The sequence below is a fragment of the Nocardia sp. NPDC051911 genome (assembly GCF_040681035.1).
Classification (GTDB): domain Bacteria; phylum Actinomycetota; class Actinomycetes; order Mycobacteriales; family Mycobacteriaceae; genus Nocardia; species Nocardia sichangensis.
On record NZ_JBFAXY010000041.1, the window covers coordinates 1 to 26,559 of the forward strand.

A 26,559-nucleotide genomic window follows, 5' to 3' on the forward strand; every position below is an offset into this window, starting at 1 on the left:
CCACACGGGGGGTGAAAAGGCCGGAACCAAAAAATATTTGGCACTGACATTCATCGACACACTATTGAGTTCTCAAAGAACACACGCACACACATTCAATCCGAATTACTTCGGACCTTCAGTGAGGCAACTTTTCCAGCTTAGCTCATTCGCTCACCCGATCAAAATCGGGCTCCCGATCGAGCCAGTGTGATCGCCAGGCGCTCCTCGTCCTACCTCGTTTCCCGGTCCTTCCGCTCAGCGTTTCCGCTCAGCTTCTCGGCTCCGGGTCGGTGTCCGTGTCGCTCTGACTTGGAATAAGTTACGCGGCGGATAACGCTTCGTCAAATCGCCTGCCCAGCGCGCTTTTTCGCAGGTCAGCGGCGTGCGCGCGGCGAAACTCCGGCGCGAATGACACAAGTGTGATTCAGACCACGACAAGATCGATTGGCAGCGCTTCTACGACAATGCGCCCGTCGGCGATCAGCCACCCAGCGGAGCGCGGCGCGGAATGACTTTGCGATACGTGATCCGCCAGCCGACGGGTTCTCGCACCACCACGTCCTCATACGTAACGCTTCCGCAGCGACCATCGGCGGCGATCCCGATTCCCTTCGACAACACCTGTGCGCGGTCGGCCTCACTTTCGGTGACGATCACATTCGTGACGTGATGGCCGACCGGATTCGCGTCGCCGAGCGCGAGGGCCGCGTCACGCACAGCGGCGATGCCGCGCAATTCGCCGTATCCCATGGCGGTCAGGTCGTAGACGACCTCCGCGCTGAACAGCTCGTCCATGCGATCCAGTTCGCCCGCATCGATGATGTGGCCGTGCCGGGCGATGAGGTCGGTGATATCGAGGCGGTCTTCCACTGAGAGCGTCATGCGCAGCACCGTAGTGCCGCTTCCCGCATCGGGCAGCCGAGTATCCGCACGCCGCGGCGGCCTTCGCTCAGCCAGGCTCGTCCGCCGCACGAAGCAGTTTGGCGCCGAGCCGGGCGAGCAGGTCTTTCATCTCGACGGGTTCGACGACCTCGAAGTCCAGGTCGAGGTGCGCGATGCGGAGGGCGGTCCACTCCAGCGAATCCGCGGAGGTGCGCAAGAGACAGGTCCGCTCGTCCAGCGGTTCGACTTCCTCCGCGCGAACGCGGAACGTCTCGGCCAGCACGGCGGCGCGGGCATGCACCCGCAGCACCACGGGACGAACCGGTCTGGAGCGCGCCAACTGGCTGGTCACGAAACTCGCCGCGTCGGCGGTGGGCAGCGCGCGAGGTGCGCAGCGTATTCCGATCGGCCGCGGTGACGTCACACGGTCCACGCGGAAAGTGCGCCAATCGGCGCGGTCGACATCCCAGGCGACCAGGTACCAGCGCCGACCCGCCGAGACCAGACTGTGCGGTTCGGCGAGGCGGCTGCTTTCCGTATCGGTCTTGTCGCGGTATCGGAAGCGGATCCGCTCGCTGTCGCGCGCGGCGGCGGCCAGGACGACCAACACCTCGGGATCGATCATCGGACCCGCGGCGGGCCCGCCGAGCGAGACGGTGGTGGCGTCTATCGCGTCGACTCGGCGGCGCAAGCGCGACGGCAGGACCTGCTGCAGCTTCACCAAGGCGCGAGCAGCCGATTCCTCGATACCCGCGACCGCGCCCTGCGCCGCGCCGCGCAGTCCGAGCGTGATCGCGACCGCTTCCTCGTCGTCGAGCAGCAGCGGCGGCAGTGCCGCGCCCGCTTCCAGGCGGTAGCCGCCGATCGCGCCGAGGCTCGCGACCACCGGATACTCCAGCTCGCGCAGACGCTCCACGTCCCGGCGCACCGTCCGCACCGTGACGCCGAGCCGCGCGGCCAGTTCGGGACCGCTCCATTCGCGGCGGGTCTGCAACAGCGACAGCAGCTGGAGCAGTCGCTCGGCGGTCCGGGTCACGTACTCGAGTATGGCCGCGAAGGAGGACAGAAACCGACCTCATCGCTGCCTAGCGTGAGGTCCGTGCATGCAGATCGAGACACCATCAGGATCGTCGGGGCTCGCGAGAACAATCTGCGCGATGTCTCGCTGACGATTCCCAAAGGCAAGATCGTGGTCTTCACCGGCGTCTCCGGTTCGGGCAAGTCGTCGATCGTCTTCGGGACCGTGGCGGTCGAATCGCAGCGGCAGCTCAACGAGACCTTCACCTGGTTCATCCGCAATCGGCTGCCCAAATACGAGCGTCCGGAGGCGGACGCGATCGACAACCTGGCGCCCGCCGTCGTCGTCGATCAGAAGCCGATCGGCGGCAATTCCCGTTCCACGGTCGGGACCATGACCGACATCCACTCCGTCATCCGCGTCCTGTTCTCCCGGCACAGCGCGCCGAGCGCGGGCGAGGCCACGCGCTATTCGTTCAACGATCCGCTGGGCATGTGTCCCGCGTGTGGCGGTCTCGGCAACGTGGTGCGGCCGGATCTGGGCAAGCTCATCGACCGCGGCAAATCGCTCAACGAGGGCGCCATCACCTTCGGGCCCTTCGCGGTCGGAACGTTCCAATGGCAGCTCTACGCCGAGTCGGGGCTCTTCGATCCGGACAAGCCGCTGCGGGACTTCACTACCGAGGAATGGCGATTGTTCCTGCATGGCAAAGGTTTCCGGGTGCCGCGCAAGAATCGGAACGGTTCGGCGGGAAACAACGCGTACGAAGGCCTGTTGGAGCGGTTCGACCGCCTCTACATCAAGCGTGATCTCACCGCGTTGTCGGACAAGAATCGCGAAGCCGCCCGCGCGGTGGTCACCGAGGAGGTCTGCCCGGACTGCGGGGGCGCACGGCTCAACGCCGCCGCGCTGGCGAGCCGGATCGATGGCCTCGGCATCGCCGACTACGGAAGGCTGGAGATCACCGACCTCATCGAGGTGCTCGACCGCCTGGACGATCCGGTGGCTCGGCCGATCGCCCAGGCCGCCGTCGCCCGGTTGCGCCGGATCGAGGAGGTCGGGCTCGGCTACCTGTCGCTCGATCGGGAAACCGCCACTTTGTCCGGCGGCGAGGCGCAGCGCCTGAAGGTCGTCCGGCATCTCGGCTCCAGCCTCACCGGCATGACCTATATCTTCGACGAGCCCAGCGTCGGCATGCATCCCCGGGATGTGGGCCGGCTGAACACTCTGCTGAGCCGGCTGCGGGACAAAGGGAACACGGTGCTGGTGGTGGAGCACTCCCCCGATGTCATCGCCGTCGCCGACCATGTGGTCGACATGGGGCCGGGCGCCGGTTCCCGCGGCGGGCAGGTGGTGTTCCAGGGCACCGTCGATCGCTTGCGGCGTGCGGAGACGCCGACCGGTGCGGGCCTGCGCCGGGTGCGGCGGGTGAAGGAGGACGTCCGCGAGCCGGCGGGATGGCTCACCGTCGCCGATGCCGACGCCTACAACCTGAAGAACCTCACCGTACGGTTTCCGACGGGTGTGCTCACTGCGGTGACCGGCGTGGCGGGCTCCGGGAAGAGCACGCTGGTGTCCGGCGCGTTCGTCGCGGCGCATCCGCAGGTCATCGCGGTGGACCAGGCCGCGATCGCCGCCTCCCGGCGCTCCAGCCCCGCCACCTATCTCGGCATCATGGATCCGCTGCGTCAGCTGTTCGCCAAGCGGCACGGTGTCCGACCGGGCTTGTTCAGCTTCAATTCCGACGGCGCCTGCGGCGAATGCGACGGCGCCGGAGTGATCTTCACCGATCTGGCGTACATGGATCCGGTCACCACGATCTGCCAGGCCTGCCACGGACGCCGATACCGTCCGGAGGCGCTCGCTTACGAGATTCGCGGGGCGTCCATCGCCGACGTGCTGGAGATGCCCGCGGCGGAAGCGCTGGACTTCTGGGCCGCGGACGGGGACCGGCGGATCGGCACGCCGTTGCGGTCGCTGCTCGACGTCGGTCTCGGGTATCTCACCCTCGGCCGGTCGTTGTCCTCGCTGTCCGGTGGCGAACGCCAGCGCGTCAAGCTGGCCGATCACCTCCAGCGTCGCGCCGAAGCCGCTGTCTACGTGCTGGACGAGCCGACCACGGGGCTGCACATGGCCGATGTCGACGCGCTGGTCGGGCTGCTGGACCGGCTGGTCGACGCGGGCAACACGGTGATCGTCATCGAGCACGACCTGGACGTCGTCGCTCGGGCCGACTGGGTGATCGACCTCGGACCCGACGGCGGAAAGCACGGGGGCGAACTCGTTTTCGCCGGGACACCGGCGGACTTGCTGGCGGACGACCGGTCGCTGACCGCGGAATACCTGCGGCGCAGTGTCGTTGCCCGATGATTCCGCCACCGGGGACGTGATCGCGGCATCATGAATCCATGGCGACACGGGAGGTGGTCCGGGCGGGAGCTTTCGCGCGGATCTACGATCCGAGCGCCGGGGAGTCGGAGGCCTGGTACATCAACGATCACACATTCGTTCGCGACGCTGCCGGAAGGTGGCACCTTTTCGGGATCACCCACCTCGAGCCGGCGGATCCGTTCGACGAGATCGAGTTCGCTCACGCCACCGCCGACCGGCTGCACGGTGCGTGGACCAAGCATGCCTCCGCGTTGCGGGTGGACCGGGACTACGGGGAGACGCATCTGTGGGCGCCTTATGTGCTCGGCGCTCACGGCCGGTACTACATGTTCTACGCCGCGGGCGGCGCCGACCGCACCGCCGCGGCGATGAATCTGGCGACCTCGCCCGACCTCTTCCACTGGACCAGATCGGCGGAGGGCCCGCTGTTCCGCGACGGCTACGACGCTCGCGATCCCATGGTGGTGCGCGTCGGCGAACAATGGGTGATGTACTACTGCGCGACCAGCGCCCCGGCGGGTGGTCACCATGTCGTCGCCTACCGCACCAGCGCCGACCTCCTGCACTGGGGCGATCGGCACATCGCGTACACGGACCCGGCCAAAGGCACCGAGGCGGGCAACACCGAATCGCCTTACGTCCTCCGGTACGGGGGATGGTGGTACTTGTTCATCGGTCCGCGCCCGCATTACGTCGGCACCGACGTCTTCCGCAGTGACAATCCTTTCCATTTCCGCATCGGCGACAAGGTCGGACACATCGCGGCGCACGCCGCCGAGGTGGTCGACGAGGACGGCCGCTGGTGGATCACCAGTGCGGGGTGGGGACAGGGCGGGGTACATCTGGCGCCGCTCGGCTTCCCGCAGTCGCGGGTCGTCAAAACGGTTCCGCGCTAAGCGGTCCGAAGCACCGGGCCGAGCGCTATTTCGGCGAAACGCGTCTCCGAGCGCGGTCGCGGCTGGTATCTCTTGAGCGAGTCGAACTCTCCGATCACCCACCTACGGGAGGGACCGGCATGGCCCGTATCGGCATCATCAGCATCTCCGATGGCCGCGACTATGTGCATGCGGGCATCGCCGATTTCATCGCCTCCACCGAGGACCGGCTGGTGGCCGCGCTCGCGGACGCGGGCCACGATGTGGTCCGTGGCGCGGCGCCGATCAGCGACAACGCGTCGGCCGGTGCGGTGGCGCGCGCGGTCGCCGCGGCGGGCGTCGATCTCACCGTCCTGCATTACGCGGTCTGGGCGTTCCCGCATTTCACCATGCTGGCGGCGGGCGCGATTCCGGGGCCGCTGCTGTTGCTGTCGAATATCGACCCGGTCCAGCCGGGAATGGTGGGCATGCTCGCCGCCGGAGGTGCGCTGGATCAGATCGGACGTCGGCACAGCAGGCTGTGGGGCGATCCGTCCGATCCCGAACTCATCGACGCGATCGGCGTGCGCGCGCGGGCCGCGGCAGCCGTGGCGAGCCTGCGCGGTTCGACGTTCGGGCGCTTCGGTGGGCGGCCGATGGGCATGAACACCGCGGTCGCCAACACCGATCAGTGGCAGCGCCTGTTCGGCATCGACGTCGAGGAAATCGATCAGTGGGAGATCGTGCGGCGCGCGGAACTGGCCGACGCGGGCGAGGCGAAGGCCGCGCGCGAGTGGCTGGAGCGCAACACCGCGGGCGTGTACTACGACGGCGCCAAGCTCACCCCGCAACTGCTGGAACGTCAGATCCGCTCGTATCTGGCGGTGCGCGAGCTGATCGACGAGTGGCGCCTGGATTTCTCGGGGATCAAGGGGCAGCCCGAACTCACCCAGTATTTCGCCACCATGGACGTCACCGAGGCCTTCCTCAACGATCCCTACGACTGGAACGGACCGAAGGAGCCGCACGTCTGCGCGACCGAGGCGGACATGGACGGCGCGCTGACCATGCAGCTGCTCAAAGGGATCGCGGGCACCCCGGTGCTGTTCGCCGACGTCCGGCACTATCACGCCGATCGGGACATCTGGGATCTCTGCAATTCCGGCCAGCACGCCACCTGGTTCGCCGCCCGTAGCGACGATCCGGCGGAGAACCTGGCGAAGGTGCACCTGTACCCGGAGGTGTTCTTCTTTCCCGCGGGCGGCGCCTCGGTGCATCATCTGGCCGCACCGGGCCGGATGACTCTCGCCCGGCTCACCCGGCTCGACGGCGACTACCGCATGCAGCTGATGCTCGGCGAATTCGAGGAATACGACGAGCAGACCAACGAAGCCCTGATGAAGCAGTCTACCCGGGAATGGCCGCACGCGTTCGCCCGGCTGGACGCGCGCGCCGAGGATTTCCTGAACCGCTTCGGCGCCAACCACATTCACGCGGTGCCCGGCGACCACCGAGAAGCCGTGCGCGCGACGTGCGAATTGCTCGACGTCACGGTGGACGAGTTCACGCGGTGACGATGTTTCTCGGTATCGACATCGGGACCTCGAGTTCGAAGGGCGTGCTCACCGACGCGCGCGGCACGGTCATCGCCAGGGCCGAGCGGGCGCATGAGGTATCCATGCCGCACCCCGGCTGGGTCGAGCACGACGCGGAGAAGGTGTGGTGGGCGGATTTTCTCGCACTCGCCCGTGAGCTGGTGGCGGCGGCCGGCGGCGCCGCGCTCGAGGGACTCGCGGTGTCCGGCATCGGCCCGTGCCTGTTGCCCGCCGACGCGAAGGGCAGGCCGTTGCGACCGGCCATCCTCTACGGCGTCGACACCAGGGCGAGCGTCGAGATAGCGGAATTGAACGACGAATTCGGCGCGCGGGCCGTGCTCGACCGCGCCGGATCGCCGCTGACCAGCCAGGCTGTCGGCCCGAAAGCCCGGTGGCTGGCCCGGCACGAGCCGGATGTCGCCGCACGCACCGCGATGCTGCTGATGGCGAGTTCTTTCCTGGTGCACCGGCTCACCGGCCGGTACGTGCTGGACCACCAATCGGCCAGTCAGTGCGTGCCCCTCTACGACCTGCGCGAACGTGCCTGGGCGAGCGACTGGGCCGAGCGGATCGTGCCGGGCTGGCGGCTGCCGGAGCTGGCCTGGCCCACCGAGATCGTGGGCCGGGTGAGCGCGGACGCGGCGGCCGCGACCGGACTTCCGTCGGGGCTGCCCGTCACCACCGGGACCATCGATGCCTGGGCCGAGGCGGCCAGCGTCGGCGTCCGCGCTCCGGGCGACGCGATGATCATGTACGGCACCACCATGTTCCTGGTGCAGGTGCTCACCGACCCGCGCCCACATCCCGGCCTCTGGGGCACCTGCGGCACCTGGCCGGGCACGTATACCCTCGCCGCGGGCATGGCCACCTCCGGCGCGGTCACCGACTGGCTGCGCAAGCTCGTGGGTGGCGAGTTCACCGACTTGGTCGCCGCGGCAGCGGAGGTGCCCGCGGGGAGCAGGGGGTTGCTCGCGCTGCCCTATTTCGCCGGGGAACGCACGCCCTTGTTCGATCCGGACGCGCGCGGCATCGTCGCGGGATTGACCCTCGGGCACGGACGGACCGAGCTCTACCGCGCGGTTCTGGAAGGCATCGCCTACGGAGTGCGCCACAACCTCGAGGCCATGACCGAAGCAGGCGGGCAGGCGGGACGTCTGGTCGCGGTGGGCGGCGGCACCAGAGGCGGGCTGTGGACCCGAATCGTCTCCGATGTCACCGGGCTGCCGCAGCAATTGCCCGCCGACACCGTCGGGGCGAGTCTCGGCGACGCCCTGCTCGCGGCCGAGGCCGCCGGGATCGACACCTCCGGGTGGAATCCCGTCGTCGACACCGTGCGACCGCAGCCCGAAAGTGTCGCGATCTACGACGAGTACTACCGGCACTACCGCGATCTGTACGATCGGACGACGAATATCGCGCATTTCCTCGCGGCCGAACAGCACCGCGCCGGGGCGGCTTCCTGATCGCGAATATCCGTGCGACGATGCACAGTTGCTCCGCGGAACGATACGAGGATGTCATGCCCACGATCACCTTGACCCAGGACAATTTCGACTCCGTCGTCACGTCGCATCCGATCGTGCTGGTGGACTGGTGGGCCGGTTGGTGTGGGCCGTGCCAGTATTTCGCTCCGGTGTACGAAGCGTCGTCGCAGCGGCATCCGCAGATCGTGCACGGCAAGGTCGACACCGAAGCCGAGGTCGCGTTGACCGCTGCCGCCCAGGTGACGCAGTACCCGACGGTGATGGCGTTCCGGGACGGCCTGCTCGTCTACTCCGCCGCGGGCGCCCTCGCCTCGGACGCGCTGGAAGACCTTGTGCAGCAGATCCTCTGGCTGGACATGGACCAGTTCCGCCGGGAACTCGCCCAGCAGACCGACACCCGGCAGTTGGCCGCGACCGGCGGGGCCGCCACGGCGCACCGGGCCGGGCTCGCGCCGACCGCACCCCGTTACGGGTGGCCGGGACTGTGACCGCGCCGGGCGGTGAACTGTGGCGGCTGGACGGCACGCGAACGCGGTCGGTCAGCGCCGAGAATCCGACGGGGGCGCCCGGCGCGGGCGCGCGGGCGACCGACGGCACCGGAGCGCACGCGGCACGGCTGCTCGGGGCGGGATGGAAGATTTCCCCCTCGATCGCGCTCGCCCACGGCGAAACCGCCACGCTGGCCGACGTATCCGGTCCCGGCGTTTTCCGGCACTTCTGGTTGACCACCGAGCGTTCCGTCCTTCGCGGGCTGACGCTGCGGATAACCTGGGACGACGCGGCACGGCCCGCGATCTCCTCGCCCCTCGGCGACTTCTTCTGCAACGGATGGGGCGAGACCGCCCTGCTGAGTTCGGAGATGGTGGTCGTCGCGCCCGCTGGGGGATTGAACAGCTACTGGCCCATGCCGTTTCGGCACCGCGCTCGCATCACGCTCGAAAACCACTGCGGACGCGAGGTTCCGGTGTACTACCAGGCGACTTACACCGAAGAGGACGTACCGGACGAAGCGGGGTATCTGCACACCCGGTGGACGCGGACCACCGGCCTGGGGAACCCTGCCGTCCACACCGTGCTCGACACGGTGCCGGGGCCGGGCCGCTACGTCGGCACCTACCTCGCCATCCGCCCGGGCGCGCCGGGATGGTGGGGCGAGGGCGAGGTCAAGTTCTTCCTCGACGGGGACACCGAGCATCCGACCATTTGCGGGACGGGCACCGAAGACTATTTCGGCGGCGCCTGGAATTTCGATCTCGACGGGACATACCGGACATATTCCACGCCTTATCTCGGGCTGCATCAAGTGCTGCCGCCGGAGGAAATCTATCGAGCGGATCAGCGCTTCGGCATGTATCGCTGGCATGTGCGCGATCCGATCTGTTTCGACCGCGAACTGCGCGTCACCGTCCAAGCCCTCGGATGGCAGGACGCCGAGACCTATCTCCCGCTGGAGGACGCCGACGTGGCGACCACCGCCTGGTGGTATCAGGCTTGAGCGGAGTCGTCCGCATCCGGTGGGAGCTCCGACGCCAGCAGTTCGTCGGCGCGCGCCAGCGCCGCGTCCATGCCCGCGGTGAGATCGTCCATCACGGTCAGGCCGTCCAGCAGTCCGGTGAGTTCGTCCTGCACGGCGCGCAGCTCGGCGATCGCCGGGTCGACGGGGAACCACGCGACCGAGTCGCGCCACCACGGATCGTCGCAGAGCCATGCCCACAGCACAGCACGCACCAGCACCGGGTCGGAGGTGTACATCTGGAACGACTCGGTCGCCGACCCGGCCCGGTGCTCCAACTCGTAGACGCCGTCGGGCAGCAGCCTGGCCCGGATCTCGTGCAGGTCGGCACGGCTGAGTTCGAGCACGGCGTCTTCCGGCCCGGCCGGTTCGCCGAGCAGGTCGCCGAGCGCTTCCTCGGTCAGCTCCGGCAGCTGCGTCCCGTCTCCCGTGCGGATGCGCACGTCGGTGGGGTCGATGCTCATCGCGACAGTCTGCCCGATACGGCGGCGGAATACCCGAAAGGCTCCGGTGCCGGGCGGCGAGGGGCAAGGTGGTCGGTATGGGTGTGCTCCAGACGATCGGACGATTCGCCGGATCGCGCGACGGGCTCGTCCTCGAAATGCGACCGGTTTCCGCCGAGGTGTCGATCCGCCCGCGTCCGCTGTGCGACGGGGGCGGTGTCGGCGACGCGAGCGGGCTTCGATCGGGGCAGGCGCCATGACGACCGTGGCGGGAGTCGACAGTTCCACCCAGGCGTGCAAGGTCGTGGTCTGCGACGCCGACAGCGGTGAGGTTCTCGCTCAGGGGCGGGCCACGCACCCCGAGGGGACCGAGGTCGCCCCGGCCGCGTGGTGGGACGCGCTACAGACGGCGAGTGCGGGATTGCTCGACGACGTCGACGCGGTAGCCGTCGCGGGGCAGCAACAGGGCTTGGTCCCATTGGACGCGGCGGGTGTCCCGGTGCGGGACGCGCTGCTGTGGAACGACGTCCGCTCCGCCGACGCGGCGAAGGAACTGATCGCCGACCTGGGCGGCCCGCGGGCGTGGGCCGATGCGGTCGGCAACGTACCGGTGGCAGGCCTGACCGTCGCCAAACTGCGCTGGCTGGCCGACCACGAGCCGGAACTCGCCGACAACACCGCCCACGTCGTGCTGCCACACGACTACTTGACCTGGCGGCTACGGGGCGGCGGACCGGGACACATGCTCGAGCCGACCACCGATCGGGGCGATGCTTCCGGCACCGGCTATTGGTCACCAGCCGACGGAGACTATCGCGAAGATCTGCTCGCCATGGCTTTTCGTGGGCGCCACCCGGGCCTGCCCCGGGTCCTCGGCCCGGACCAGTCCGCCGGGCACACACCTTCGGGCGCACTGGTCGCCGCCGGAACGGGAGACAACGCCGGGGCCGCGCTCGGCTTGGGCATCACTGATGGCGATGTGGTGGTCTCCCTCGGCACCAGCGGAACGGCATACGCTCGCACCGACCGTCCGGCCGCCGACGAGACCGGCGCGGTGTCCGGTTTCGCGGACGCCACCGGCGCGTTCCTGCCGCTGGTCTGCACGCTCAACGCCGCCCGCATCCTCACTTCGACCGCCGATCTGCTCGGCGTGGATCTGCCGACGCTGGAATCGCTGGCCGCGCAGGAGCCGCCGGGCGCGGACGGCGTGGTCATGCTGCCCTACCTCGCCGGTGAACGCACGCCCAACCTGCCGCACGCCGCGGGCAGCCTGCACGGGTTGCGGCCGGAGGCGATGCGCGCAGGCACAGTGGCCCGCGCCGCCTTCGAGGCTCTGCTGTGTCATCTCGCCGACGCGCTCGACCACCTCACCGAGATCGGCGGGGTCTCGCCGCGGCGCGTGCTGCTCATCGGCGGCGCGGCGCGCTCCCGGCTGGTGGCGGCCATCGCCGCGCAGGTCTTCGGCGTCACGGTGACGGTGCCGGAACCGGCCGAGTACGTGGCACTCGGCGCTGCCAGGCAAGCGGCATGGGCGCTCAGCGGCACGTCCCGGCCGCCGTCCTGGCCCGCATGCTCGGTCGCGGAGATTCCGCCACCGGCCGACACCGCGACCGGACGGGACATCCGGGCCGCGTATCGGAGGACCCGCCAGGCGCTGTACGGCTGACCACTGTCTTCACCGCAGTCCCTGCGTGCGCAGCGAATCCGGAAGCGCCCTGTTTCCGCTCTGCGGGTAGCCGATTTTCGTCGCCGGGTGGCGCCTCGACGGCCGGAGGGGTTGGATCACCTCGTCGAAGAGAGGTGGACGAATGACCGATACCCAGGTGCGAAGGGCGGTGACGGCGGAACGAGCCGAACTCGCCGAACTCCTGGCCGGACTGGACGCCGAGGGCTGGGACTCGCCGACCCTCTGCGCGGGCTGGCGGGTACGCGAAGTGGTCGCGCACATCACCATGCCGTATCGCCTGTCGAGCGCGCGCCTGGCGGTGGGGATGGTCGCGGCGTTCGGGAACTTCAACCGCTTGGCCGACCGCACCGCCCGGATGGACGCCGCCACGCTGAGCACCTCGGATCTGCTGAAATCACTGTGGGACAACGTCGATCACCCCTGGCGCCCGCCGGGCGGCGGGCTCTCCAACGCGTTGAGCCACGATGTGATCCACGGGCTGGACATCACCGTTGCCCTGGGCCTGGACCGCTTGGTGCCCGAGGACCGGATGCGCTTGGTGCTGGACACGATCGACCCCAGGACCGTCAAGCTGTTCGGCGCCGAACTCGGCGGCATCGAACTGCGCGCCGACGACCTGGACTTCAGCTACGGGTCCGGGACGGTGCTGTCGGGGCGCGCCCAGGACCTGCTGCTCGTCCTCTGCGGCCGCAAGCTGCCCGCCGGGCACCTCACCGGCGAGCCCGCGGAGCGATTCACCGCACGCGACTGACCCGACGCCCGTCGCTCACCGGCCGGTTTCGGCGCACGCACGCAGGTAGGCAGCCGTTTCGTCGTCGGCGGGGAAGTACGCTTCGACCGCGACCTCGTCGAGCGTGATGTCGAATGCCGCGCCGAAGGTCGTGATCGCGCTGAAGAACGCGAGTTCCGTGTCGCGGTGGCGCAGTCGGATCGGCAGCAGGATGTCCGCGATGTCACTGTCCGCGCCGCCCGGCGAGCCGTAGGAGCGCAGTTCCTCGTGCAGCGCGGCCAGTTCGGGATCTCCGGTCGCCATCACCTGGCGCGCCAGGCGGGGCAGCAGGAAAGCGCGGACCTGCTCGAGGTTGCGCAGCCGGGAGGCGAAGCCCGCCGGGTGCAGGCCGAGCCGCATCATGTTGATCGGCGGTTCGAGCAGTCGCGGATCCACACCGTCGAAGAACACGCCCACACAATCGTTGGCCTGCACCAGATTCCAGCGCCGGTCCACCGCCAGCGCCGGATACGGTTCGTGCAGCCGCAGTACCCGCTGCACCGCGTCGCGGGCGCGCCGCAGCGCGGGGTCGTTCCAGTCACTGCGCCGGAACTCGGGAGCGTGTCCGGCGGCGATCAGCGCGCGATTGCGTTCGCGAAGCGGAATGTCGAGCTGTTCGGCCAGGTGCAGCACCATGGCTCGGCTGGGCGTCGTGCGGCCGGTCTCGACGAAACTGACATGCCGGGCGGACACGTCGGCCTGGATGGCCAGGTCCAGCTGGCTCAGCTTCCGCCGGTGCCGCCACTCTCGCAGCAGCTCGCCGACCGGTCGATCACCGTTCATCGGCCCAGTATCACGACGCCCGGGTCACGCCCGCCATTACATGGCGGGTAATCGACACCCCGGTTCGCGCGCTGCCAGTCTCGTCGGCATGACGAACGACAGCGCGGCAGCGCGCAACAGGGAACTGCTCCTGAACGGCTTCACGGAGTTCGCGGCGGGCAACGTCGACGTGCTGGGCACTCTGCTGCACGACGACTTCCTCGAGCACAGCCCCGGAAATCCCTCCGGGAAGGACGCTTTCATCGAGTTCATCGCCCAGGCACCGGTGGCCGGGTCGAAGCTGGAGCTGGCGCGGGTGATCGCCGACGACGAATACGTGGTCATGCACTACCGCATGATCCCGCCGGGCGACGAAGAGCCCGACCTGGCTGTGGTCGACATCTGGCGGGTGGCCGACGGAAAGATCGTGGAGCACTGGGATGTCGTGCAATCGGTGCCCGAGCCCGCGCAGATACCGCACGGCATGTTCTGACCGGGAAAATTCGGTTCTCCGGCGACCGTTTCGCCGGAGCCTGACCGTCACCTGCCGTGCAGCGCCCGCATCCGATCGGGTACCGGGGCTCGAGTACCCGATCGGATCGTCGGTGGTACGCGCGTGATACGCGCACCAGCCGCGACCTGCCATCGCGCCACGAGTCGGTCAGCGCGAGAGCGGGTGCCAGATGGTCACCGCCGGGCCGAGCGTCCGGCAGCGCGCAGGATCGCGGCGAATGCCGCCGCCTGCGCGGAATCGGCTCGGCCGCAGGACCAACCGAGGTGTTCGCCGCTGCGGTATTCCAGGTAAGCGATGGCGCCCTCGTCTCGGTCCGTCGCCTGCTGGGTCAGGCCGAGCACCTCGATGCGATACCCCGCCTCGGCCAGTGCCTCGGTGAGCGCCGCGACCGGGCCGCCGCCGCGCCGCGTACGGTGGGTGACGCCGTCGACGATCAGCGTGATCTCGGTGTCCGCTTCGGCGCCGGCGCCGCTGGTGCGCCAGTCCTTCACGGCCAGCCCCGACGGGTCGTCGCAGTAGATCGCCTCGAACAGGTCACGCAGTTCGGCGGCGCCGATCTCGACGCCGGTGTCGTCGGCGAGCGCTTGCACGTGCCCGGCGAAATCGATCTGCAGGCGTCGTGGCAGGTCCATGCCGTATTCGGTGTGCAGCAGGTAGGCGATGCCACCCTTGCCGGATTGGGAATTGACCCGGATCACCGCGTCGTAGCTGCGGCCGAGGTCGGCGGGATCGATGGGCAGATACGGCACGTGCCAGTCGGCCGCGCGCTCGGGAATGCCCGTCGTGGCGGCCCGGGTGCGATGCTCGGCCATGCCCTTCTTGATCGCGTCCTGATGAGTCCCGGAGAACGCGGTGTGCACCAGATCGCCCACATACGGGTGTCTTTCGTGGATCGGCATACGCGTGCAATATTCGACGGTTCGCCGGATCTCGTCGATGTCGGAGAAGTCGATCATCGGATCGACGCCCTGCGCGTGCAGATTCAGCGCCAGCGTGGCGATGTCGACGTTGCCGGTACGCTCACCGTTGCCGAAGACGCAGCCCTCGACGCGTTGCGCGCCCGCGAGTACCGCCAGTTCGGCACACGCGACGCCGGTGCCGCGATCGTTGTGCGGGTGCACCGACAGGATGACGCTGTCGCGGCGAGCCAGATTGCGGTGCATGTATTCGATCTGGTCGGCGTAGACGTTCGGGGTGGCGACTTCGACGGTGGCGGGCAGGTTCAGGATGACCGGCCGCCGCGGTGTGGCGTCCCACAATGTCGTCATCCGGTCGCAGATCTCGAGGACGTAGTCGGGCTCGGTCAGGTTGAACACCTCGGGCGAGAACTCGAACCGCACGTTCGGCAGGTCCCCGGCGCAGTCCAGCACTGCGCGCCCGCCGTCGAGGATCAGCTCGCGCAGCGCCGTGCGGTCCTTGCCGAGCACGATGTCCCGCCACGCGGGAGCCGTCGCGGTGTACATGTGGATCACGACGTCGTTGGGGATGCCGCGGACCGATGCGACGGTGCGCTCGATGAGATCGCGCCGCGCCGGGGTGAAGACGGCGATCGTCACGTCCTCGGGCGCGAGATTCTCCTCGGCGATGAGGCGAACGAAGTCGAAGTCGGTCTGGGACGCCGACGGGTAGCCGACCTCGATCTCCTTGTAGCCCAAGGCGACCAGGAGCTCGAAGAAGCGTCGTTTGCGCGCCGGGTCCATCGGCTCGGCGAGTGCCTGATTGCCGTCGCGCAGATCGACCGGCACCCACAGAGGCGCCTGCGTGAGCCGGGCGTCGGGCCATTTTCGTTGCGTGAGCGGTACTTCCACGCGTCGGTGGATGTCACGATAGCGGTGCGACGGCATTTGCGAGCGCCGCTGGCGATTCCACGCCGGAGCCTGATCGGGCACCTGCCCCGCAGGCGTGTGGATGGTGGGGAATGCGGTGGTCATGGGTCTGCTTCCTGGCCATTGCGGCCGTCACGACAAGGGTGACCGGCCACGACGAAGCCCCACGGCGGGCGGCCGGTCGTTCAGGCCCCGCCGTGGCGGCTAAGCAGAAGCATGGTGCGCATGATGGCTAGACTGTACACGACTCCTCAGACAAGTAGAGAGGTAGTGAATGATCTACCAGGTACGGCGCCATCCACTGGCCGCGCAGGCGGCCGAAGTGCTGCTCGTCCGCATCCAGGCGGGCGAATGGCCGCTGGGTCACCGCCTGCCCGGTGAGACCACCCTGGCCGCACAGCTCGGCGTCGGACGCTCGACGCTGCGGGAGGCGATCCGCGAGCTGGCCGGTAAAGGCGTCCTGGACAGCAGGCAGGGCGCGGGCGTTTTCGTGACCGCGCTCGAGGCGACCGAGGAATGGGACGCCGTGTTGCGCCGCGCCACCATCGCCTCGGTGATCGAGGCGCGCATCGCCATCGAGGCCGAGGCCGCCGCACTGGCCGCCCAGCGGCGCACCCCCGCCGACCTGCGCATGATCCGCCGGGCCCTGGCCGCGCGCGAAGCACACGGCGAGCCGGTGGCCGAGCACGTAGACGCCGATATGGCGTTCCACCGGGCGGTCATCGTGGCCGCCCACAACGACGTACTGACCCAGTTGTTCGACACCTTCCTGCCCCGGTTGCGGCTGGCGATGATCGACATGTTGAAGATCCGCCCGGTGCCGTCGGAGCCCGTGGATCACGCCGCGCATCAGCGGCTGGCCGACGCCATCGCCGCCCGCGACCCGGCCGCCGCGGCGGAGTACAGCCGCGCCCACCTGACCACTCTGAAAGAGGCTTTCACGTGACCGAACCGGTGCTGGAACTGACCGACGTGACCTTCCGCCGCGAGGGCAAGAAGATCATCGGCGGGATTTCGCTGACCGTGCGCGCCGGCGAACGCTGGGCGCTGCTCGGTCCGAACGGCGCGGGAAAGAGCACCCTGCTCGGCTTCTGCGGCGCGGTCACCTTCCCCACGTCGGGTTCGGTCCGTGTGCTCGGCGCTGAACTCGGCCGCGTCGAATTGCAGCAGCTGCGCCGCGGCATCGGCCAGGTGAACCCACGCCACCCGTTGCGGTCTCCGCTGACCATCCGCGAGGTCGTGTTGACCGGCCTGACCGCGACGATCGACACCCCCATGCGCTGGACACCGACAGCCGACCAGCTCGACCGAGCCGACGCGATGATCGACACCGTGGGCCTGACCGGGAAGGCGACGGAGATCTGGCCCACGCTGAGCCAGGGCGAGCGCGGCCGCACGCTCATCGCCCGAGCGCTGATCGCCGAGCCACGGCTACTGCTGTTCGACGAACCGTCCACCGGCCTGGACGTCGCCGCGCGCGAGCAGTTGCTGGACACTCTCGACACCCTGGACCGTACCCACCCCGACGTCGCCTCCATCCTGGTCACCCACCACTTGGAAGAGCTGCCCAGCACGACGACCCACGCGTTGCTCATCGCGGACGGTCACTCCGTCGCGGCGGGCCCCGCGCTGGAGACGATCACCACCGAGAACGTCACCGCCGCCTTCGCACACCCGGTGGAGGTCCGCCATGACGACGGCCGTTGGACCGCGCGAGCGGCCCGCAAAACCATCGCGTGGCCGCGGTAGGCGCTTCGGCCGGAGAAATTTCCGCCGACATGTCGATTCGGGCGGGGGTCGTTCGATGCAGTGATGTGAGGATCGACCGATCCTGACGCCACATCGACCGAGGATGCCGAGATGCGATACATGATGCTCATCCGCCTTGACCCCGACACTTCCCCGGAGCCGGACGACGCGCTGGTCGAACAGGTGGGCAAGGTGATCGAGGAGATGACCAAGGCGGGCGTGCTGCTGGACACCAACGGTCTGCACTCGATCACCGAAGCCACCAGGGTCACCCAGTCCGGCGGCAAGCAGACCGTGCTGGACGGACCGTTCACCGAATCCAAGGAGATCGTCGGCGGATACTGCATTCTGCAGGTCAAGTCGAAGGAAGAGGCGGTGGAATGGACTTCTCGTTTCCTCGCCGTACACGGACCCGAATGGGACATCGAGGGCGAGGTCCGGCAGATCGCCGAACCCGCCTGAGCGGGCACGGCGGATGAGCGGGCAGCCGTCCGCGGATTCGGCGCGACGCGCCGCCGAAGCCGTGACCCGGATGGAGTGGCCCCGGTTGGTCGCCGGGCTCACCCGGATGGTCGGCGATATCGGCGCCGCCGAGGAACTGGCGCAGGACGCGTTGGTCGCGGCGTTGGAGCAGTGGCCGCGCGACGGCGTGCCGCCGAACCCGGGCGGCTGGCTCATGCTCACCGCCAAGCACCGGGCGATCGATCGGGTGCGGCGCAACCGCACCTTCGCCCGCAAGCTGGAGCTGCTCGGTCGCGATCTCGTGACCGAGCAGCCGCCGCCCGATACGAACGACGACCTGGTCGAGGACGACCTGCTGCGAATGATGTTCACCGCCTGTCACCCGGTGCTCACCGAACCGGCCCGGGTCGCGCTCACCCTGCGGCTGCTCGGCGGACTGACCACCGAGGAGATCGCCCGGGCGTTCGTCGTGCCGGAATCGACCGTGGCGCAACGGATCGTGCGCGCGAAACGCACCATCGCCGACAAGCGGGTCCCCTACACGGTGCCACGCGGTGCCCAGCTGGCCGATCGGTTGGCCTCGGTGCTGGCCGTGGTCTACCTGATCTTCAACGAGGGCTACGCGGCGACGGCGGGCGAGGACTGGGTCCGCGAGGAGCTGTGCCAGGACGCGCTGCGCCTGGCCCGCATGCTCGGCGAATTGCTGCCCGCCGAGCCGGAGACGCACGGCCTGGTCGCGCTGCTGGAGCTACAGGCTTCCCGGCTGCCCGCGCGCACCGGAACCGGCGAAGAGGTGGTGCTGCTCGACGACCAGGACCGCGCACGGTGGGATCGCCTGCTGATCCGGCGCGGGCTGGCCGCCCTCGGGCGGGCGAACAGCACGGCACGTGAGCGCGCCTTGCCGCCGGGACGGTACGCGCTGCAAGCCGCGATCGCCGCGGTGCACGCGATGGCGGCGACGCCGGAAGAGACCGATTGGCGGCGCATCGCCGGACTGTACGCCGTTCTGGCGCAACGCTTTCCCTCCCCCGTCGTGGAGCTGAATCGCGCAGTCGCGGTGAGCAAGGTGCACGGCCCCGCAGCGGGGCTGGAGCTGGTGGACGCGCTCGTCGCCGCGGGCGCCCTCACCGACTACCACCTGCGCTACGCCGTGCGCGGCGACCTGCTCGCCCAGCTGGGCCGGTATGCGCAGGCCCGCGCCGAATTCACGCGCGCGGCGGAACTGACGGGCAATACTTCCGAGCAGGCCCTCCTGCTCGACCGGGCGGTCGCCTGCGCGCAGGCCGATTGACCGCACCACGGTGGTAACGCCGCTGTAATCGCCACACCGCAAACGCGTGTGAGCATGCAACGAAATCGATTACCACCGAAGGGAATACGACTACGTGTGGCAGCTCTATCGAGCAGTACTCCGCACCGGCGACCACCGCCTGCTCGGCTACGTGGACGCGGGCCCGCGGCTCATGGAACACGCCAGGATCGGCCACCACCTCGTCCAAGGGATCGAGCGACTGCTCACCGAACCCGCTCGGGTCACCTGGGCGGGCCGGGATGCGCAACGACCACGACTAGGCGAAAACCTTTATCGCACAGCAGGTTCGGTCGCCGCACTGCGGCCGCCGGAACACGGCGCGGTCGGCCGCTATCTCCTCAATCACGACCTGCGGATCTTCGTGGACAAAGCGACCGTACTGGAGAACGAGGCCCGTCACCGCATCCACCCACTCCCCTTGCTCACCGCCGAACCCACACCGGATCCCGGCCGCACGGTGGGCGACCGCACTCTCCTCGGCTCTTGGGCACACGCCCTGATCTCGGTCCGCGACACCGTGCCGAAAGGCTATGAACAACGCAAGTTCGATTTGGTCGAACGCCTTTCGTAAACCTCACCCTTCGCTCGTGCGGATGACCTCCGGTCTCCCCCACCGCCCGGATCGCTCTACCGTCGCCGGTCGGGCACCTCGCGGCCGATGCGGCGCTACCGTTCCGGTGGTCCCGGAGAATCCGCGGGGGCCGCGCGGTATTCGGCTTCGGCGAGTTTCTTCAGCGTCAGCAGTTGCTTACGCATCATGAGCAGGTCGCCGAGGGCCAATGTCACCGCGACGAGTCTGGGCGCGCCGCAGCGTATCCGGACCAGGAGGCGGGTTCCCGTGCCTTCTGGTCGCACCGCATAGGTGACGCACACCTTGCCCGAGACCAGCGTGATGTGCCTGCCCAAGGCGAAGGAGACCAGCTCGAATTGGGACATGAACCGTTGCCCCACCGCCAGTTCGGTGAGCATCGGGTCGCGCCGGCTCGGGCTGCGTTTGCCGAAGTTGTCCAGCAGGTCGTAGCTGTAGGGCGCGACGCGCAACTGGCACAGCCAGGCGTAGACGAGAGTGGGCGGCGCGTCGACGCTGATCGCTCGATCGGCCTGGAGACCGCCCGGTTGCCGGTCGTCGCACGGCAAGGGAGCCTCGCGTTCGGCTTCGGTGGCGCCCCACACCGTCCCCGGGATCATGCCGCCGCCGCGATCCTGCGCAGCATCTGACGCACCGCCAATCGGTGACCCCCCGTCCCCACGACCAGCGCACGATAGATCCGGCCGTGCAGACCGGGAAAGTCGCCGTAACTACGCGCGCGGACGCGAGTCCGGCCAGGGCCTTCCTCGTCCAATTCGAAGATCAGCGCGTATTTCGAGAACCAGTGCTGGCCGCGCAGCGCCAAACGGTGCGGTTCCGCGACGGAATCGACGACGAACCCGGTGGGCGGCGACGGCTTGTGCGGGTCGCGGCAGACGACTCTCAGCATCGCTTGCCACGCCCGGTCGCGATTCGCGTCGACCGATCTGGCATGCTCATCAATATAGGACAATCGCTCCATATAGAAGGAACGTACTAGTACATGGCGCCGCCCCGCAAGCACGACAGCGACGTGATCCTCGACGCAGCACGCGCGCTGGTCCTCGCCGAAGGGCCCCGCGCGGCCAGCGTGTCGGCCATCGCCGAGGCCAGTGGCGCTCCGGTCGGCACCCTGTATCACCGCTTCGGCAACCGCAACGGTGTGCTCACCGCGGCGTGGCTGCGCGCGCTGCGCCGTTTCCAGGACGGCACCCTCGCCGCCGCCGACCAGCCGGATCCGGTGGAGGCGGGCGTCGGGATGGTGCGCGCCGCCTTGCGGTTCGGCCGCGAACTCCCCCAGGACGCCAAGCTCCTGCTGGAGCTGCGTCCCAGCGATCTGCTCGACGGCGAGCCGGACGCCGAGTTCCGCGCGACCCTGGCCGAGATGAACGCGCCGCTGATCGAGCATCTGCGCCGCATCGCGCTCGCCTTGTTCGGGAGGGACGAGGAGCGAGAGATCGATGCGGTCAGCCGCGCGATCGTCGACCTGCCCTATGCGGCGCTGCGCCGCCACGCCCACGCCGCGCAGCTGCCCGCCTGGCTGGAAGAGGACCTGGCTGCCGCCGCCCGCACCCTGCTGACTTCTTATCGGCCCTGACCTGGCGACGGCTCAGCCGGTGATCAGCCCGGGAGTGAGTTCGTCGAGGCCGGAGATGACCTTGGCGGCCAGGCCGAGCGCATCGGAAGCGGGCGGGTACTCCGGGCGCGGCGCCGCGATCACCCGCATCCCGGCCGCGTGGGCAGAGCGTAGGCCGTTGCTCGAGTCCTCGACGGCCGCACAGTCACTCGGCCGCTGACGCAGGAACGTCGCGACCGTCAGGTAGACGTCAGGCGCCGGTTTGCCGCGATCGACCTCCTCGGTGGAGAAGGTGACGGAGAAGTACTCGATCAGACCCGTCCGGCCCAGCACCGTGTCGATGAGCGCGCGCGGCGACGAACTGGCCAGCCCCAGCGGCCAGTGCTCACAGATCCGCTGCACGGCCTCGACCGCACCCGGCAGCACCGGCACGCCCTCGGCGTAGCGCTCGGACATCCGCTCTATCACCTCCCGCGCGACGGTCTCCGGGGGCTCGCCGACCCCGAGTTCGCCGCTCAGATAGGTCGACCATTCCCCGGTGCTCATCCCCATCAGCCGCTGCTGGGTGTCGGGCAGCCATCGCCCACCCTTCTCCGCGACGTAGCCACGCCGCACCAGTTCCCAGACCGGCTCGGAGTCGATCAATACGCCGTCCATGTCGAACACGACCGCGGTGATACCCATGCGCACAGAGCCTTTCGCCAGCCGAAGCGGTCAGGGATCCAGCGCGGCCGCGACGCGTATCCGGCCGCCGGAACCAGGCCGATACCACCCGGGAAAGGCGATATGCGGTCGCGCACCAGCCTAGGCGGTGACGGCTCGTGACGACGGACACAGCACCCGCGCGGCGAGCATTCACCGGGCAACCGATAACTTGTTCTCATGAACGAACCGCAGGACGGCGACTCGCTGCCGAGTCAGGAGCACCACGAGGGCGGGTTCCGGCCGATGACCCAGCTGATCGCCGCCCACGAGGCAGCCAAGGACGACATCTCCCGCGGCGGGCCGCACTACGGCCAGTTCATCGAGCAGGTGCGCGGCCTGATGGACCGCGTCCGGCTGGCCTCGCCCTCCGACGAGCTGGCGGTGGAGGCGATCGGCATTCTCAAGGAGCTGAACGACAAGCTCGACGCCGCACGGGTGGACGAGTGGTCGACGCCCAACTGGACCCGCTTCGACCTGCCCGCCCGCGGCAACATCACCCTGCCGCCGTTCTTCATCGACCATGTCGACCCGCAGAACGGCGTCGACGCGCGCCTCACCTTCCGCACCTTCCACCTCGGCGGCAACAGCGCCGCCCACGGCGGTCAGATCGCCATCGCCTTCGACGACCTGCTCGGCATGGCGGCCGCGGTGCGCTCCGGCGCGGTGACCAGAACGGCGTCGCTCACCGTCGACTACCGCTCCATCACGCCGCTGAACACCGAACTCAAGGTGCGCGCGTGGGCCGAACGGCAGGAGGGGCGCAAGGTCTATGTGCGGGCCACCCTGCACGACGGCGACCGGCTGTGCGCGGAGGCGAACGGCTTGTTCATCGTGCTCGAGCCCGGACAGCCCTGAAGCTCGGCGCCTGCGCGGCGAGGATCGGCCGGTTCGAGCCTCGGCCCCGCACCTGCCGGAGTCCGCTGAGCGGCGTCGACTTCTCGCACGGACGGTGAACGGCCCGGCCACCGCATGCCGGGGACGAGCGCCGCTTTCCTGTCCTCTCCGCTCTCGCGCCGCATTCATAGCGCCCGCGCTCGTCGCCCCCCGGGACACGCTGTCGCGTCGACGGATCGCGAGTCCGCCGACGCGCAATGGTCGCCCTCGATAAGCGATTCACCTGCCGACGAGCCGGACCCCGAGCACCCGCGCGCATGGCGCACTGTGCACGACTGCACGGAATGCCCTGTCGGTCAGATCGATTCGCGTCGACCCCGAAGGCGCAGGCAGGCGAGCCACCCGCGAATCCGGCGCGACCACACCTGCACACGATGCAGACTCGCGTGAAATGCCTTCGCCGCGTTCCGGCGCTCGCCGGTCGGACCTGCCACCGGCGAGCGCCGACCGCTCACCGCCCCGGGAAGTGCGCTTCCCGGTACGCGCCGAACCGCGCGTCCACCTGCTCGGCGGTCAGCCCGAAATCGGCGAGGGTGTAGCGGTGCGCCGGGCGTGCCGCCCCAGACGTGCTCTCCGCGTGCAACGCGGTCATCGCCGCCTCGGCCTCGGCGGTCAGTGGCAGCCCGAAGTGCCGGTAGATCGACGTCACCGTGCCGATCGGGTCGGCGACGAACTCGTCGTAGTCGACATCGCAGAACTGCGCCGCGTCGTGGCGTTTGCGGTCGGCGAGGAACCGCTCCGCGCCGCGCGCCCACAGATCCAGCTGCGTCGCGCCGACCACCGGGCCGCGGAACTTTTCCGACCAGCCCGCCGACGCCTGCTCGTTCAAACTGCACACCGACGCGATGATGGTGCGTGGATCGCGGTGCATCTGGATGACCAGCGCGTCCGGATAGACCTCGAAGATCGCGTCCAGCGCGAACAGGTGACTCGGGTTCTTCAGCACCCATCGCTTGCCCGCGTCCGGCAGTCCGATCAGTTGCAGGTTGCGCCGGTGCCTGCGATAGGCGGATGTCCAATCCCGCTCGCGCAACCACTCGGAGTAGGTGGGCAGGTAGGCCAGGCACTCGTAGGACACCGACATGGCCGACTGCCGCAGCAACTGCCAGCACTCCTCGACCTGGTCGGCCGAGATGTGGTGCACTCCCATGAACTCCGGATGTTCGACGTGGTGCTTGTCGTAGGCGGCGGCGAGGCGCTGGTAGACCGGGTTGCTCGCCCACGTCTCGCGCGGCGGGCGCGGCTGCGGCATCTCGGTCAGCCACATCTCCAGCCCTTGGTGCGCCGGGTCGGCGTTGAGCAGGCGGTGCACCGCCGTGGTGCCCGAGCGCGGCAGACCGGTCACGAAGATCGGGCGCTCGATCGCCACGTCGGCGTGTTCCGGATGCTGCCGCCAAGCCGCCTCGCTGAGCAGCCGGGCGATCAGCGCGCCGCGCAGGAACGCGCGGTTCACCTTATTGCCGAAGGGCGTGAGTTCGGCGTCCTTCGCATAGGACTCGAGCAGCACCTCGAGCCCTTCGCGGTAGTCGTCGGTGCCGAAGGCGTCCAGCCCGACCACCTTGGTCGCCGAGGCGTGCAGATCGTCGACGGTCCCGACGTCGTCCCTACCGATCACGGTCATCTCCTAGTGGTGGAATTCGCCGGCGTTGACGTCCAGGCACGCGCCGGTGATCGCGCGCGCCAAGGCGGACGCGAAGAACACAACCGCGTCGGCGATCTCGTCGGGTTCGGGCAGTTTGCGCAGGTCGGTGGTCTTCGCGGTCTCGGCGTAGACCTCCTCGGGGGTGATCCCCCGCTGCTGCGCCAGGTAGTTGAAGTACCACTTCAGGTTGTCGGCCCAGATGTAGCCCGGCGCGACGGAATTGACCCGGATGCCCTTCGGACCGAGTTCGGTGGCCAGGCTCTGCGCCAGCGCGAGCAGGCTGGCCTTGGCCATCTTGTACGGCCCGAAGGTGCGCCGCGAGTGGTGCAGCACGGCCGAGTTGATCATCACCACCGAGCCCTTGGTCTCGGTGAGGGCGGGCACGAACAACCTGGTCAGGCGCAGCGCGGCCAGCACGTTGGTCTCGAAGCCCGCGCGGACCTGATCCAGGTCGACGTCGGCGAGGTCGACGATCGGCGGGATCGCGAAGGCGTTGTTCACCAGCGTGTCGACCTTGCCGAAGGCGCTGTGCGCGGTCTCGACCAGATTCACGACCGCGGCCTCGTCGTTGATGTCGGTCGGCACGACCACCGCGCGCCTGCCCAGTTCGGTGATCTCCTTGGCCACCTCGGTCAGTCGCGATTCGGTCCGGGAAGCCAGCACTACGTCCGCGCCCGCCTTCGCGCTCTGCACCGCGATCGCACGCCCCAGTCCCGGCCCCACGCCGGAGACGACGACCACTTTGTCCCGCAGCAACATCAGCCGAGCATCCTCTCCGCGACGGCGACCTGACGCGCCGCGATCCGGTCGCGCCACTGCTCCGGCGTGACCCGCGCCTGTTCGTGGAACGGCAGGCGATTGGGCAGGTCCGCGACGGAAACGATCTCCACGGTCGGCCCGTCGTCGGGTTTCATCTCCCGCGACAGCCGCTGCCAGCGGAACTGGAGGTAGCCGCGGGAATGACCGGTGCGCTCGATCCAGTTGGCCAGGCCAGGATCACGCTCGCTGACCACCAGCCGGATCATCCCGTCCGGGTCCACGTGTGCCTGGTCGGCGGTGAGGCTGGTCTGATGGTTGATGTAATCCAGCGACAGGTACCACATGCTGCCGAGCTGGAAGCCCTGGTAGGGGGCGTCGGATCTGGGCACCGTGATGATCATGGCCTGGTCGTCGTCCAGGTCGTAGTGACCCACCGAGGAGAACTGGGTGCTCAGCCCGCCCGGCGTCGGCCTCGGCTCGGTCAGCGTGTTCACCGGCAGGTTCAGATAGAACCACTCCGGAAAGGCCAGGAAGGTCTTCAACCGCGACACCAGCATCTTGCCCGCCACGCCGTATCGCTTGGTGAGCACGTCCTTGGTCAGCGGCGGCGGCGCGTCACCGATCCGGTCGACGCGCTGGATGCGGATCGTGCCCGCCTTCTCCGTCACCCAGTCACTGTGCACCTCGCGGACCACGAGCATCGCCGCGTCGGCGCCGAGGTGCACATAGCCGGGGCCCGCTTCGCCGGGTCCGAAGCGGATCTCGTAGGTCCCGTCCGCGCGGATGTCGAGCTTTCGGTCGTCGAAAGCGGTGAGGCTGTCGGGCACGTCGACGGGCGAATAGTTGCCGTTGAGCACCTGGAAGCTCAGGTCACGGGTGGTGCCGCGGGTGCCGGTCACCACATATTCGGCGTCCGGGCGCAGGTAGGAGTGGTAGTAGAGGGTGTCGGGGTTGTCCAGCCCCATCTTGGTGTACGGGCCGGTGGACATGACGAAGAACGGGAAGTCCAGCTCGTAGGCCCAGGCCATCTGCAACGACGCGCGGATGCTGCCCGCCAGATAGTCGTAGCCCTCGACGAGGTCCTGTTCGGTGCGAATGTGCGCGGCTCCGGTGATGATCTGCTCGGCGGCGGCGATGGCGTCCGCGAACGGCTGTGTCAGCAAGAGGCTCTC

The 26,559-nt window shown here is 68.8% G+C and carries 27 protein-coding genes; 16 read left to right on the forward strand and 11 right to left on the reverse strand.

The window, feature by feature from the left end; all coding sequences use genetic code 11:
- Positions 1-462: 462 nt before the first annotated feature.
- The gene (locus AB0L97_RS34025) at positions 463-864 is read right to left on the reverse strand and encodes a nuclear transport factor 2 family protein (protein ID WP_364437868.1); all 402 of its coding nucleotides are present in this window, start codon (positions 862-864) and stop codon (positions 463-465) included.
- Between the two features lie 67 nt (positions 865-931).
- Positions 932-1,900: a YafY family protein gene (locus AB0L97_RS34030; protein ID WP_364437871.1), complete on the reverse strand. Its 969-nt coding sequence runs from the start codon at positions 1,898-1,900 to the stop codon at positions 932-934.
- 63 nt (positions 1,901-1,963) lie between these two features.
- On the opposite strand from AB0L97_RS34030, the gene AB0L97_RS34035 reads away from it, so the two are divergent.
- The 6 genes from AB0L97_RS34035 (at position 1,964) to AB0L97_RS34060 (ending at position 9,701) form a co-directional block, all read left to right on the forward strand.
- Positions 1,964-4,252, forward strand: coding sequence for an excinuclease ABC subunit UvrA (locus tag AB0L97_RS34035; RefSeq protein ID WP_364437874.1), 2,289 nt, complete (start codon positions 1,964-1,966; stop codon positions 4,250-4,252).
- Positions 4,253-4,290: 38 nt separating this feature from the next.
- Positions 4,291-5,169: a family 43 glycosylhydrolase gene (locus AB0L97_RS34040; RefSeq protein WP_364437877.1), complete on the forward strand. Its 879-nt coding sequence runs from the start codon at positions 4,291-4,293 to the stop codon at positions 5,167-5,169.
- A 119-nt stretch (positions 5,170-5,288) separates the two neighbouring features.
- Complete coding sequence (locus AB0L97_RS34045) at positions 5,289-6,701, forward strand: L-fucose/L-arabinose isomerase family protein (protein WP_356969569.1); 1,413 nt, start codon at positions 5,289-5,291, stop codon at positions 6,699-6,701.
- A 2-nt stretch (positions 6,702-6,703) separates the two neighbouring features.
- Positions 6,704-8,185, forward strand: coding sequence for an FGGY-family carbohydrate kinase (locus tag AB0L97_RS34050; RefSeq protein ID WP_356969647.1), 1,482 nt, complete (start codon positions 6,704-6,706; stop codon positions 8,183-8,185).
- Between the two features lie 56 nt (positions 8,186-8,241).
- Complete coding sequence (locus AB0L97_RS34055; RefSeq protein WP_356969571.1) at positions 8,242-8,694, forward strand: thioredoxin domain-containing protein; 453 nt, start codon at positions 8,242-8,244, stop codon at positions 8,692-8,694.
- The gene (locus AB0L97_RS34060; protein ID WP_364437882.1) at positions 8,679-9,701 is read left to right on the forward strand and encodes a glycoside hydrolase family 172 protein; all 1,023 of its coding nucleotides are present in this window, start codon (positions 8,679-8,681) and stop codon (positions 9,699-9,701) included. The genes AB0L97_RS34055 and AB0L97_RS34060 overlap by 16 nt, the downstream gene beginning before the upstream one ends.
- Here the strand turns inward: AB0L97_RS34060 and AB0L97_RS34065 are convergent.
- A complete protein-coding gene (locus tag AB0L97_RS34065) occupies positions 9,692-10,183 on the reverse strand; it encodes a hypothetical protein (protein ID WP_364437885.1) in 492 nt (163 codons plus the stop codon). The two genes, AB0L97_RS34060 and AB0L97_RS34065, sit on opposite strands and share 10 nt — an antisense overlap.
- Positions 10,184-10,418: 235 nt before the next feature.
- Between AB0L97_RS34065 and xylB the strand changes: the two genes are divergently transcribed.
- Positions 10,419-11,828, forward strand: coding sequence for a xylulokinase (gene xylB, locus AB0L97_RS34070; protein ID WP_364437888.1), 1,410 nt, complete (start codon positions 10,419-10,421; stop codon positions 11,826-11,828).
- Between the two features lie 142 nt (positions 11,829-11,970).
- Complete coding sequence (locus AB0L97_RS34075) at positions 11,971-12,600, forward strand: maleylpyruvate isomerase family mycothiol-dependent enzyme (RefSeq protein WP_355078945.1); 630 nt, start codon at positions 11,971-11,973, stop codon at positions 12,598-12,600.
- 15 nt (positions 12,601-12,615) lie between these two features.
- Here the strand turns inward: AB0L97_RS34075 and AB0L97_RS34080 are convergent, their stop codons facing one another.
- Positions 12,616-13,401 (reverse strand): helix-turn-helix transcriptional regulator, encoded by a 786-nt coding sequence (locus AB0L97_RS34080; protein ID WP_364437892.1) that lies wholly within the window; start codon positions 13,399-13,401, stop codon positions 12,616-12,618.
- 88 nt (positions 13,402-13,489) lie between these two features.
- On the opposite strand from AB0L97_RS34080, the gene AB0L97_RS34085 reads away from it, so the two are divergent.
- The gene (locus AB0L97_RS34085) at positions 13,490-13,873 is read left to right on the forward strand and encodes a nuclear transport factor 2 family protein (RefSeq protein ID WP_364437895.1); all 384 of its coding nucleotides are present in this window, start codon (positions 13,490-13,492) and stop codon (positions 13,871-13,873) included.
- A gap of 194 nt (positions 13,874-14,067) precedes the next feature.
- On the opposite strand, the gene AB0L97_RS34090 is transcribed toward AB0L97_RS34085, so the two are convergent.
- Complete coding sequence (locus AB0L97_RS34090; protein WP_364438008.1) at positions 14,068-15,738, reverse strand: 2-isopropylmalate synthase; 1,671 nt, start codon at positions 15,736-15,738, stop codon at positions 14,068-14,070.
- 256 nt (positions 15,739-15,994) lie between these two features.
- On the opposite strand from AB0L97_RS34090, the gene AB0L97_RS34095 reads away from it, so the two are divergent.
- The 5 genes from AB0L97_RS34095 (at position 15,995) to AB0L97_RS34115 (ending at position 19,814) form a co-directional block, all read left to right on the forward strand.
- The gene (locus AB0L97_RS34095; protein ID WP_364437898.1) at positions 15,995-16,666 is read left to right on the forward strand and encodes an FCD domain-containing protein; all 672 of its coding nucleotides are present in this window, start codon (positions 15,995-15,997) and stop codon (positions 16,664-16,666) included.
- On the forward strand, positions 16,663-17,469 hold the full coding sequence (locus AB0L97_RS34100) for an ATP-binding cassette domain-containing protein (RefSeq protein WP_364437901.1): 807 nt from the start codon (positions 16,663-16,665) through the stop codon (positions 17,467-17,469). The genes AB0L97_RS34095 and AB0L97_RS34100 overlap by 4 nt, the downstream gene beginning before the upstream one ends.
- 111 nt (positions 17,470-17,580) lie before the next feature.
- The gene (locus tag AB0L97_RS34105) at positions 17,581-17,931 is read left to right on the forward strand and encodes a YciI family protein (protein ID WP_364437904.1); all 351 of its coding nucleotides are present in this window, start codon (positions 17,581-17,583) and stop codon (positions 17,929-17,931) included.
- A gap of 13 nt (positions 17,932-17,944) precedes the next feature.
- Complete coding sequence (locus AB0L97_RS34110) at positions 17,945-19,222, forward strand: RNA polymerase sigma factor (protein ID WP_364437907.1); 1,278 nt, start codon at positions 17,945-17,947, stop codon at positions 19,220-19,222.
- A gap of 94 nt (positions 19,223-19,316) precedes the next feature.
- Positions 19,317-19,814, forward strand: a complete 498-nt coding sequence (locus AB0L97_RS34115; protein WP_364437910.1) for a hypothetical protein — start codon at positions 19,317-19,319, stop codon at positions 19,812-19,814.
- 95 nt (positions 19,815-19,909) lie between these two features.
- Here AB0L97_RS34115 and AB0L97_RS34120 read toward each other — a convergent pair whose 3' ends face one another.
- Together AB0L97_RS34120 and AB0L97_RS34125 are read right to left on the reverse strand one after the other, a co-directional pair.
- Complete coding sequence (locus AB0L97_RS34120) at positions 19,910-20,431, reverse strand: hypothetical protein (protein WP_364437913.1); 522 nt, start codon at positions 20,429-20,431, stop codon at positions 19,910-19,912.
- Positions 20,428-20,721: a hypothetical protein gene (locus AB0L97_RS34125; protein WP_355078929.1), complete on the reverse strand. Its 294-nt coding sequence runs from the start codon at positions 20,719-20,721 to the stop codon at positions 20,428-20,430. Before AB0L97_RS34125 ends, AB0L97_RS34120 begins: the two co-directional genes overlap by 4 nt.
- Positions 20,722-20,814: 93 nt before the next feature.
- Between AB0L97_RS34125 and AB0L97_RS34130 the strand changes: the two genes are divergently transcribed.
- A complete protein-coding gene (locus tag AB0L97_RS34130) occupies positions 20,815-21,408 on the forward strand; it encodes a TetR family transcriptional regulator (RefSeq protein ID WP_355078927.1) in 594 nt (197 codons plus the stop codon).
- A 12-nt stretch (positions 21,409-21,420) separates the two neighbouring features.
- Here AB0L97_RS34130 and AB0L97_RS34135 read toward each other — a convergent pair whose 3' ends face one another.
- Positions 21,421-22,071 (reverse strand): HAD family phosphatase, encoded by a 651-nt coding sequence (locus tag AB0L97_RS34135; protein ID WP_356969599.1) that lies wholly within the window; start codon positions 22,069-22,071, stop codon positions 21,421-21,423.
- Positions 22,072-22,269: 198 nt separating this feature from the next.
- Between AB0L97_RS34135 and AB0L97_RS34140 the strand changes: the two genes are divergently transcribed.
- A complete protein-coding gene (locus AB0L97_RS34140; RefSeq protein WP_364437918.1) occupies positions 22,270-22,947 on the forward strand; it encodes a PaaI family thioesterase in 678 nt (225 codons plus the stop codon).
- 490 nt (positions 22,948-23,437) lie between these two features.
- Here AB0L97_RS34140 and AB0L97_RS34145 read toward each other — a convergent pair whose 3' ends face one another.
- From AB0L97_RS34145 to AB0L97_RS34155, 3 genes are read right to left on the reverse strand one after another with little or no spacing between them, the layout of a single operon-like run.
- Positions 23,438-24,601, reverse strand: a complete 1,164-nt coding sequence (locus AB0L97_RS34145) for a sulfotransferase (RefSeq protein ID WP_364437921.1) — start codon at positions 24,599-24,601, stop codon at positions 23,438-23,440.
- Positions 24,602-24,610: 9 nt separating this feature from the next.
- Positions 24,611-25,387: an SDR family oxidoreductase gene (locus tag AB0L97_RS34150; protein WP_364437923.1), complete on the reverse strand. Its 777-nt coding sequence runs from the start codon at positions 25,385-25,387 to the stop codon at positions 24,611-24,613.
- Positions 25,387-26,550 carry a hypothetical protein gene (locus tag AB0L97_RS34155; protein ID WP_364437925.1) on the reverse strand — a complete coding sequence of 388 codons (1,164 nt, stop codon included), beginning with the start codon at positions 26,548-26,550 and terminating at the stop codon, positions 25,387-25,389. Before AB0L97_RS34155 ends, AB0L97_RS34150 begins: the two co-directional genes overlap by 1 nt.
- Positions 26,551-26,559 lie beyond the last annotated feature (9 nt).

What these genes read in the sequence shown, in the direction of transcription:
- AB0L97_RS34075 (WP_355078945.1), top strand. Translation starts at nt 11,971, where the DNA reads ATGACCGATACCCAGGTGCGAAGGGCGGTGACGGCGGAACGAGCCGAA.
- AB0L97_RS34040 (WP_364437877.1), top strand. Translation starts at nt 4,291, where the DNA reads ATGGCGACACGGGAGGTGGTCCGGGCGGGAGCTTTCGCGCGGATCTAC.
- AB0L97_RS34045 (WP_356969569.1), top strand. Translation starts at nt 5,289, where the DNA reads ATGGCCCGTATCGGCATCATCAGCATCTCCGATGGCCGCGACTATGTG.
- AB0L97_RS34135 (WP_356969599.1), bottom strand. Translation starts at nt 22,071, where the DNA reads ATGGGTATCACCGCGGTCGTGTTCGACATGGACGGCGTATTGATCGAC.
- xylB (WP_364437888.1), top strand. Translation starts at nt 10,419, where the DNA reads ATGACGACCGTGGCGGGAGTCGACAGTTCCACCCAGGCGTGCAAGGTC.
- AB0L97_RS34125 (WP_355078929.1), bottom strand. Translation starts at nt 20,721, where the DNA reads ATGCTGAGAGTCGTCTGCCGCGACCCGCACAAGCCGTCGCCGCCCACC.
- AB0L97_RS34025 (WP_364437868.1), bottom strand. Translation starts at nt 864, where the DNA reads ATGACGCTCTCAGTGGAAGACCGCCTCGATATCACCGACCTCATCGCC.
- AB0L97_RS34130 (WP_355078927.1), top strand. Translation starts at nt 20,815, where the DNA reads ATGGCGCCGCCCCGCAAGCACGACAGCGACGTGATCCTCGACGCAGCA.
- AB0L97_RS34120 (WP_364437913.1), bottom strand. Translation starts at nt 20,431, where the DNA reads ATGATCCCGGGGACGGTGTGGGGCGCCACCGAAGCCGAACGCGAGGCT.
- AB0L97_RS34105 (WP_364437904.1), top strand. Translation starts at nt 17,581, where the DNA reads ATGCGATACATGATGCTCATCCGCCTTGACCCCGACACTTCCCCGGAG.
- AB0L97_RS34080 (WP_364437892.1), bottom strand. Translation starts at nt 13,401, where the DNA reads ATGAACGGTGATCGACCGGTCGGCGAGCTGCTGCGAGAGTGGCGGCAC.
- AB0L97_RS34095 (WP_364437898.1), top strand. Translation starts at nt 15,995, where the DNA reads ATGATCTACCAGGTACGGCGCCATCCACTGGCCGCGCAGGCGGCCGAA.
- AB0L97_RS34090 (WP_364438008.1), bottom strand. Translation starts at nt 15,738, where the DNA reads ATGCCGTCGCACCGCTATCGTGACATCCACCGACGCGTGGAAGTACCG.
- AB0L97_RS34140 (WP_364437918.1), top strand. Translation starts at nt 22,270, where the DNA reads ATGAACGAACCGCAGGACGGCGACTCGCTGCCGAGTCAGGAGCACCAC.
- AB0L97_RS34085 (WP_364437895.1), top strand. Translation starts at nt 13,490, where the DNA reads ATGACGAACGACAGCGCGGCAGCGCGCAACAGGGAACTGCTCCTGAAC.
- AB0L97_RS34150 (WP_364437923.1), bottom strand. Translation starts at nt 25,387, where the DNA reads ATGTTGCTGCGGGACAAAGTGGTCGTCGTCTCCGGCGTGGGGCCGGGA.
- AB0L97_RS34050 (WP_356969647.1), top strand. Translation starts at nt 6,704, where the DNA reads ATGTTTCTCGGTATCGACATCGGGACCTCGAGTTCGAAGGGCGTGCTC.
- AB0L97_RS34110 (WP_364437907.1), top strand. Translation starts at nt 17,945, where the DNA reads ATGAGCGGGCAGCCGTCCGCGGATTCGGCGCGACGCGCCGCCGAAGCC.
- AB0L97_RS34055 (WP_356969571.1), top strand. Translation starts at nt 8,242, where the DNA reads ATGCCCACGATCACCTTGACCCAGGACAATTTCGACTCCGTCGTCACG.
- AB0L97_RS34065 (WP_364437885.1), bottom strand. Translation starts at nt 10,183, where the DNA reads ATGAGCATCGACCCCACCGACGTGCGCATCCGCACGGGAGACGGGACG.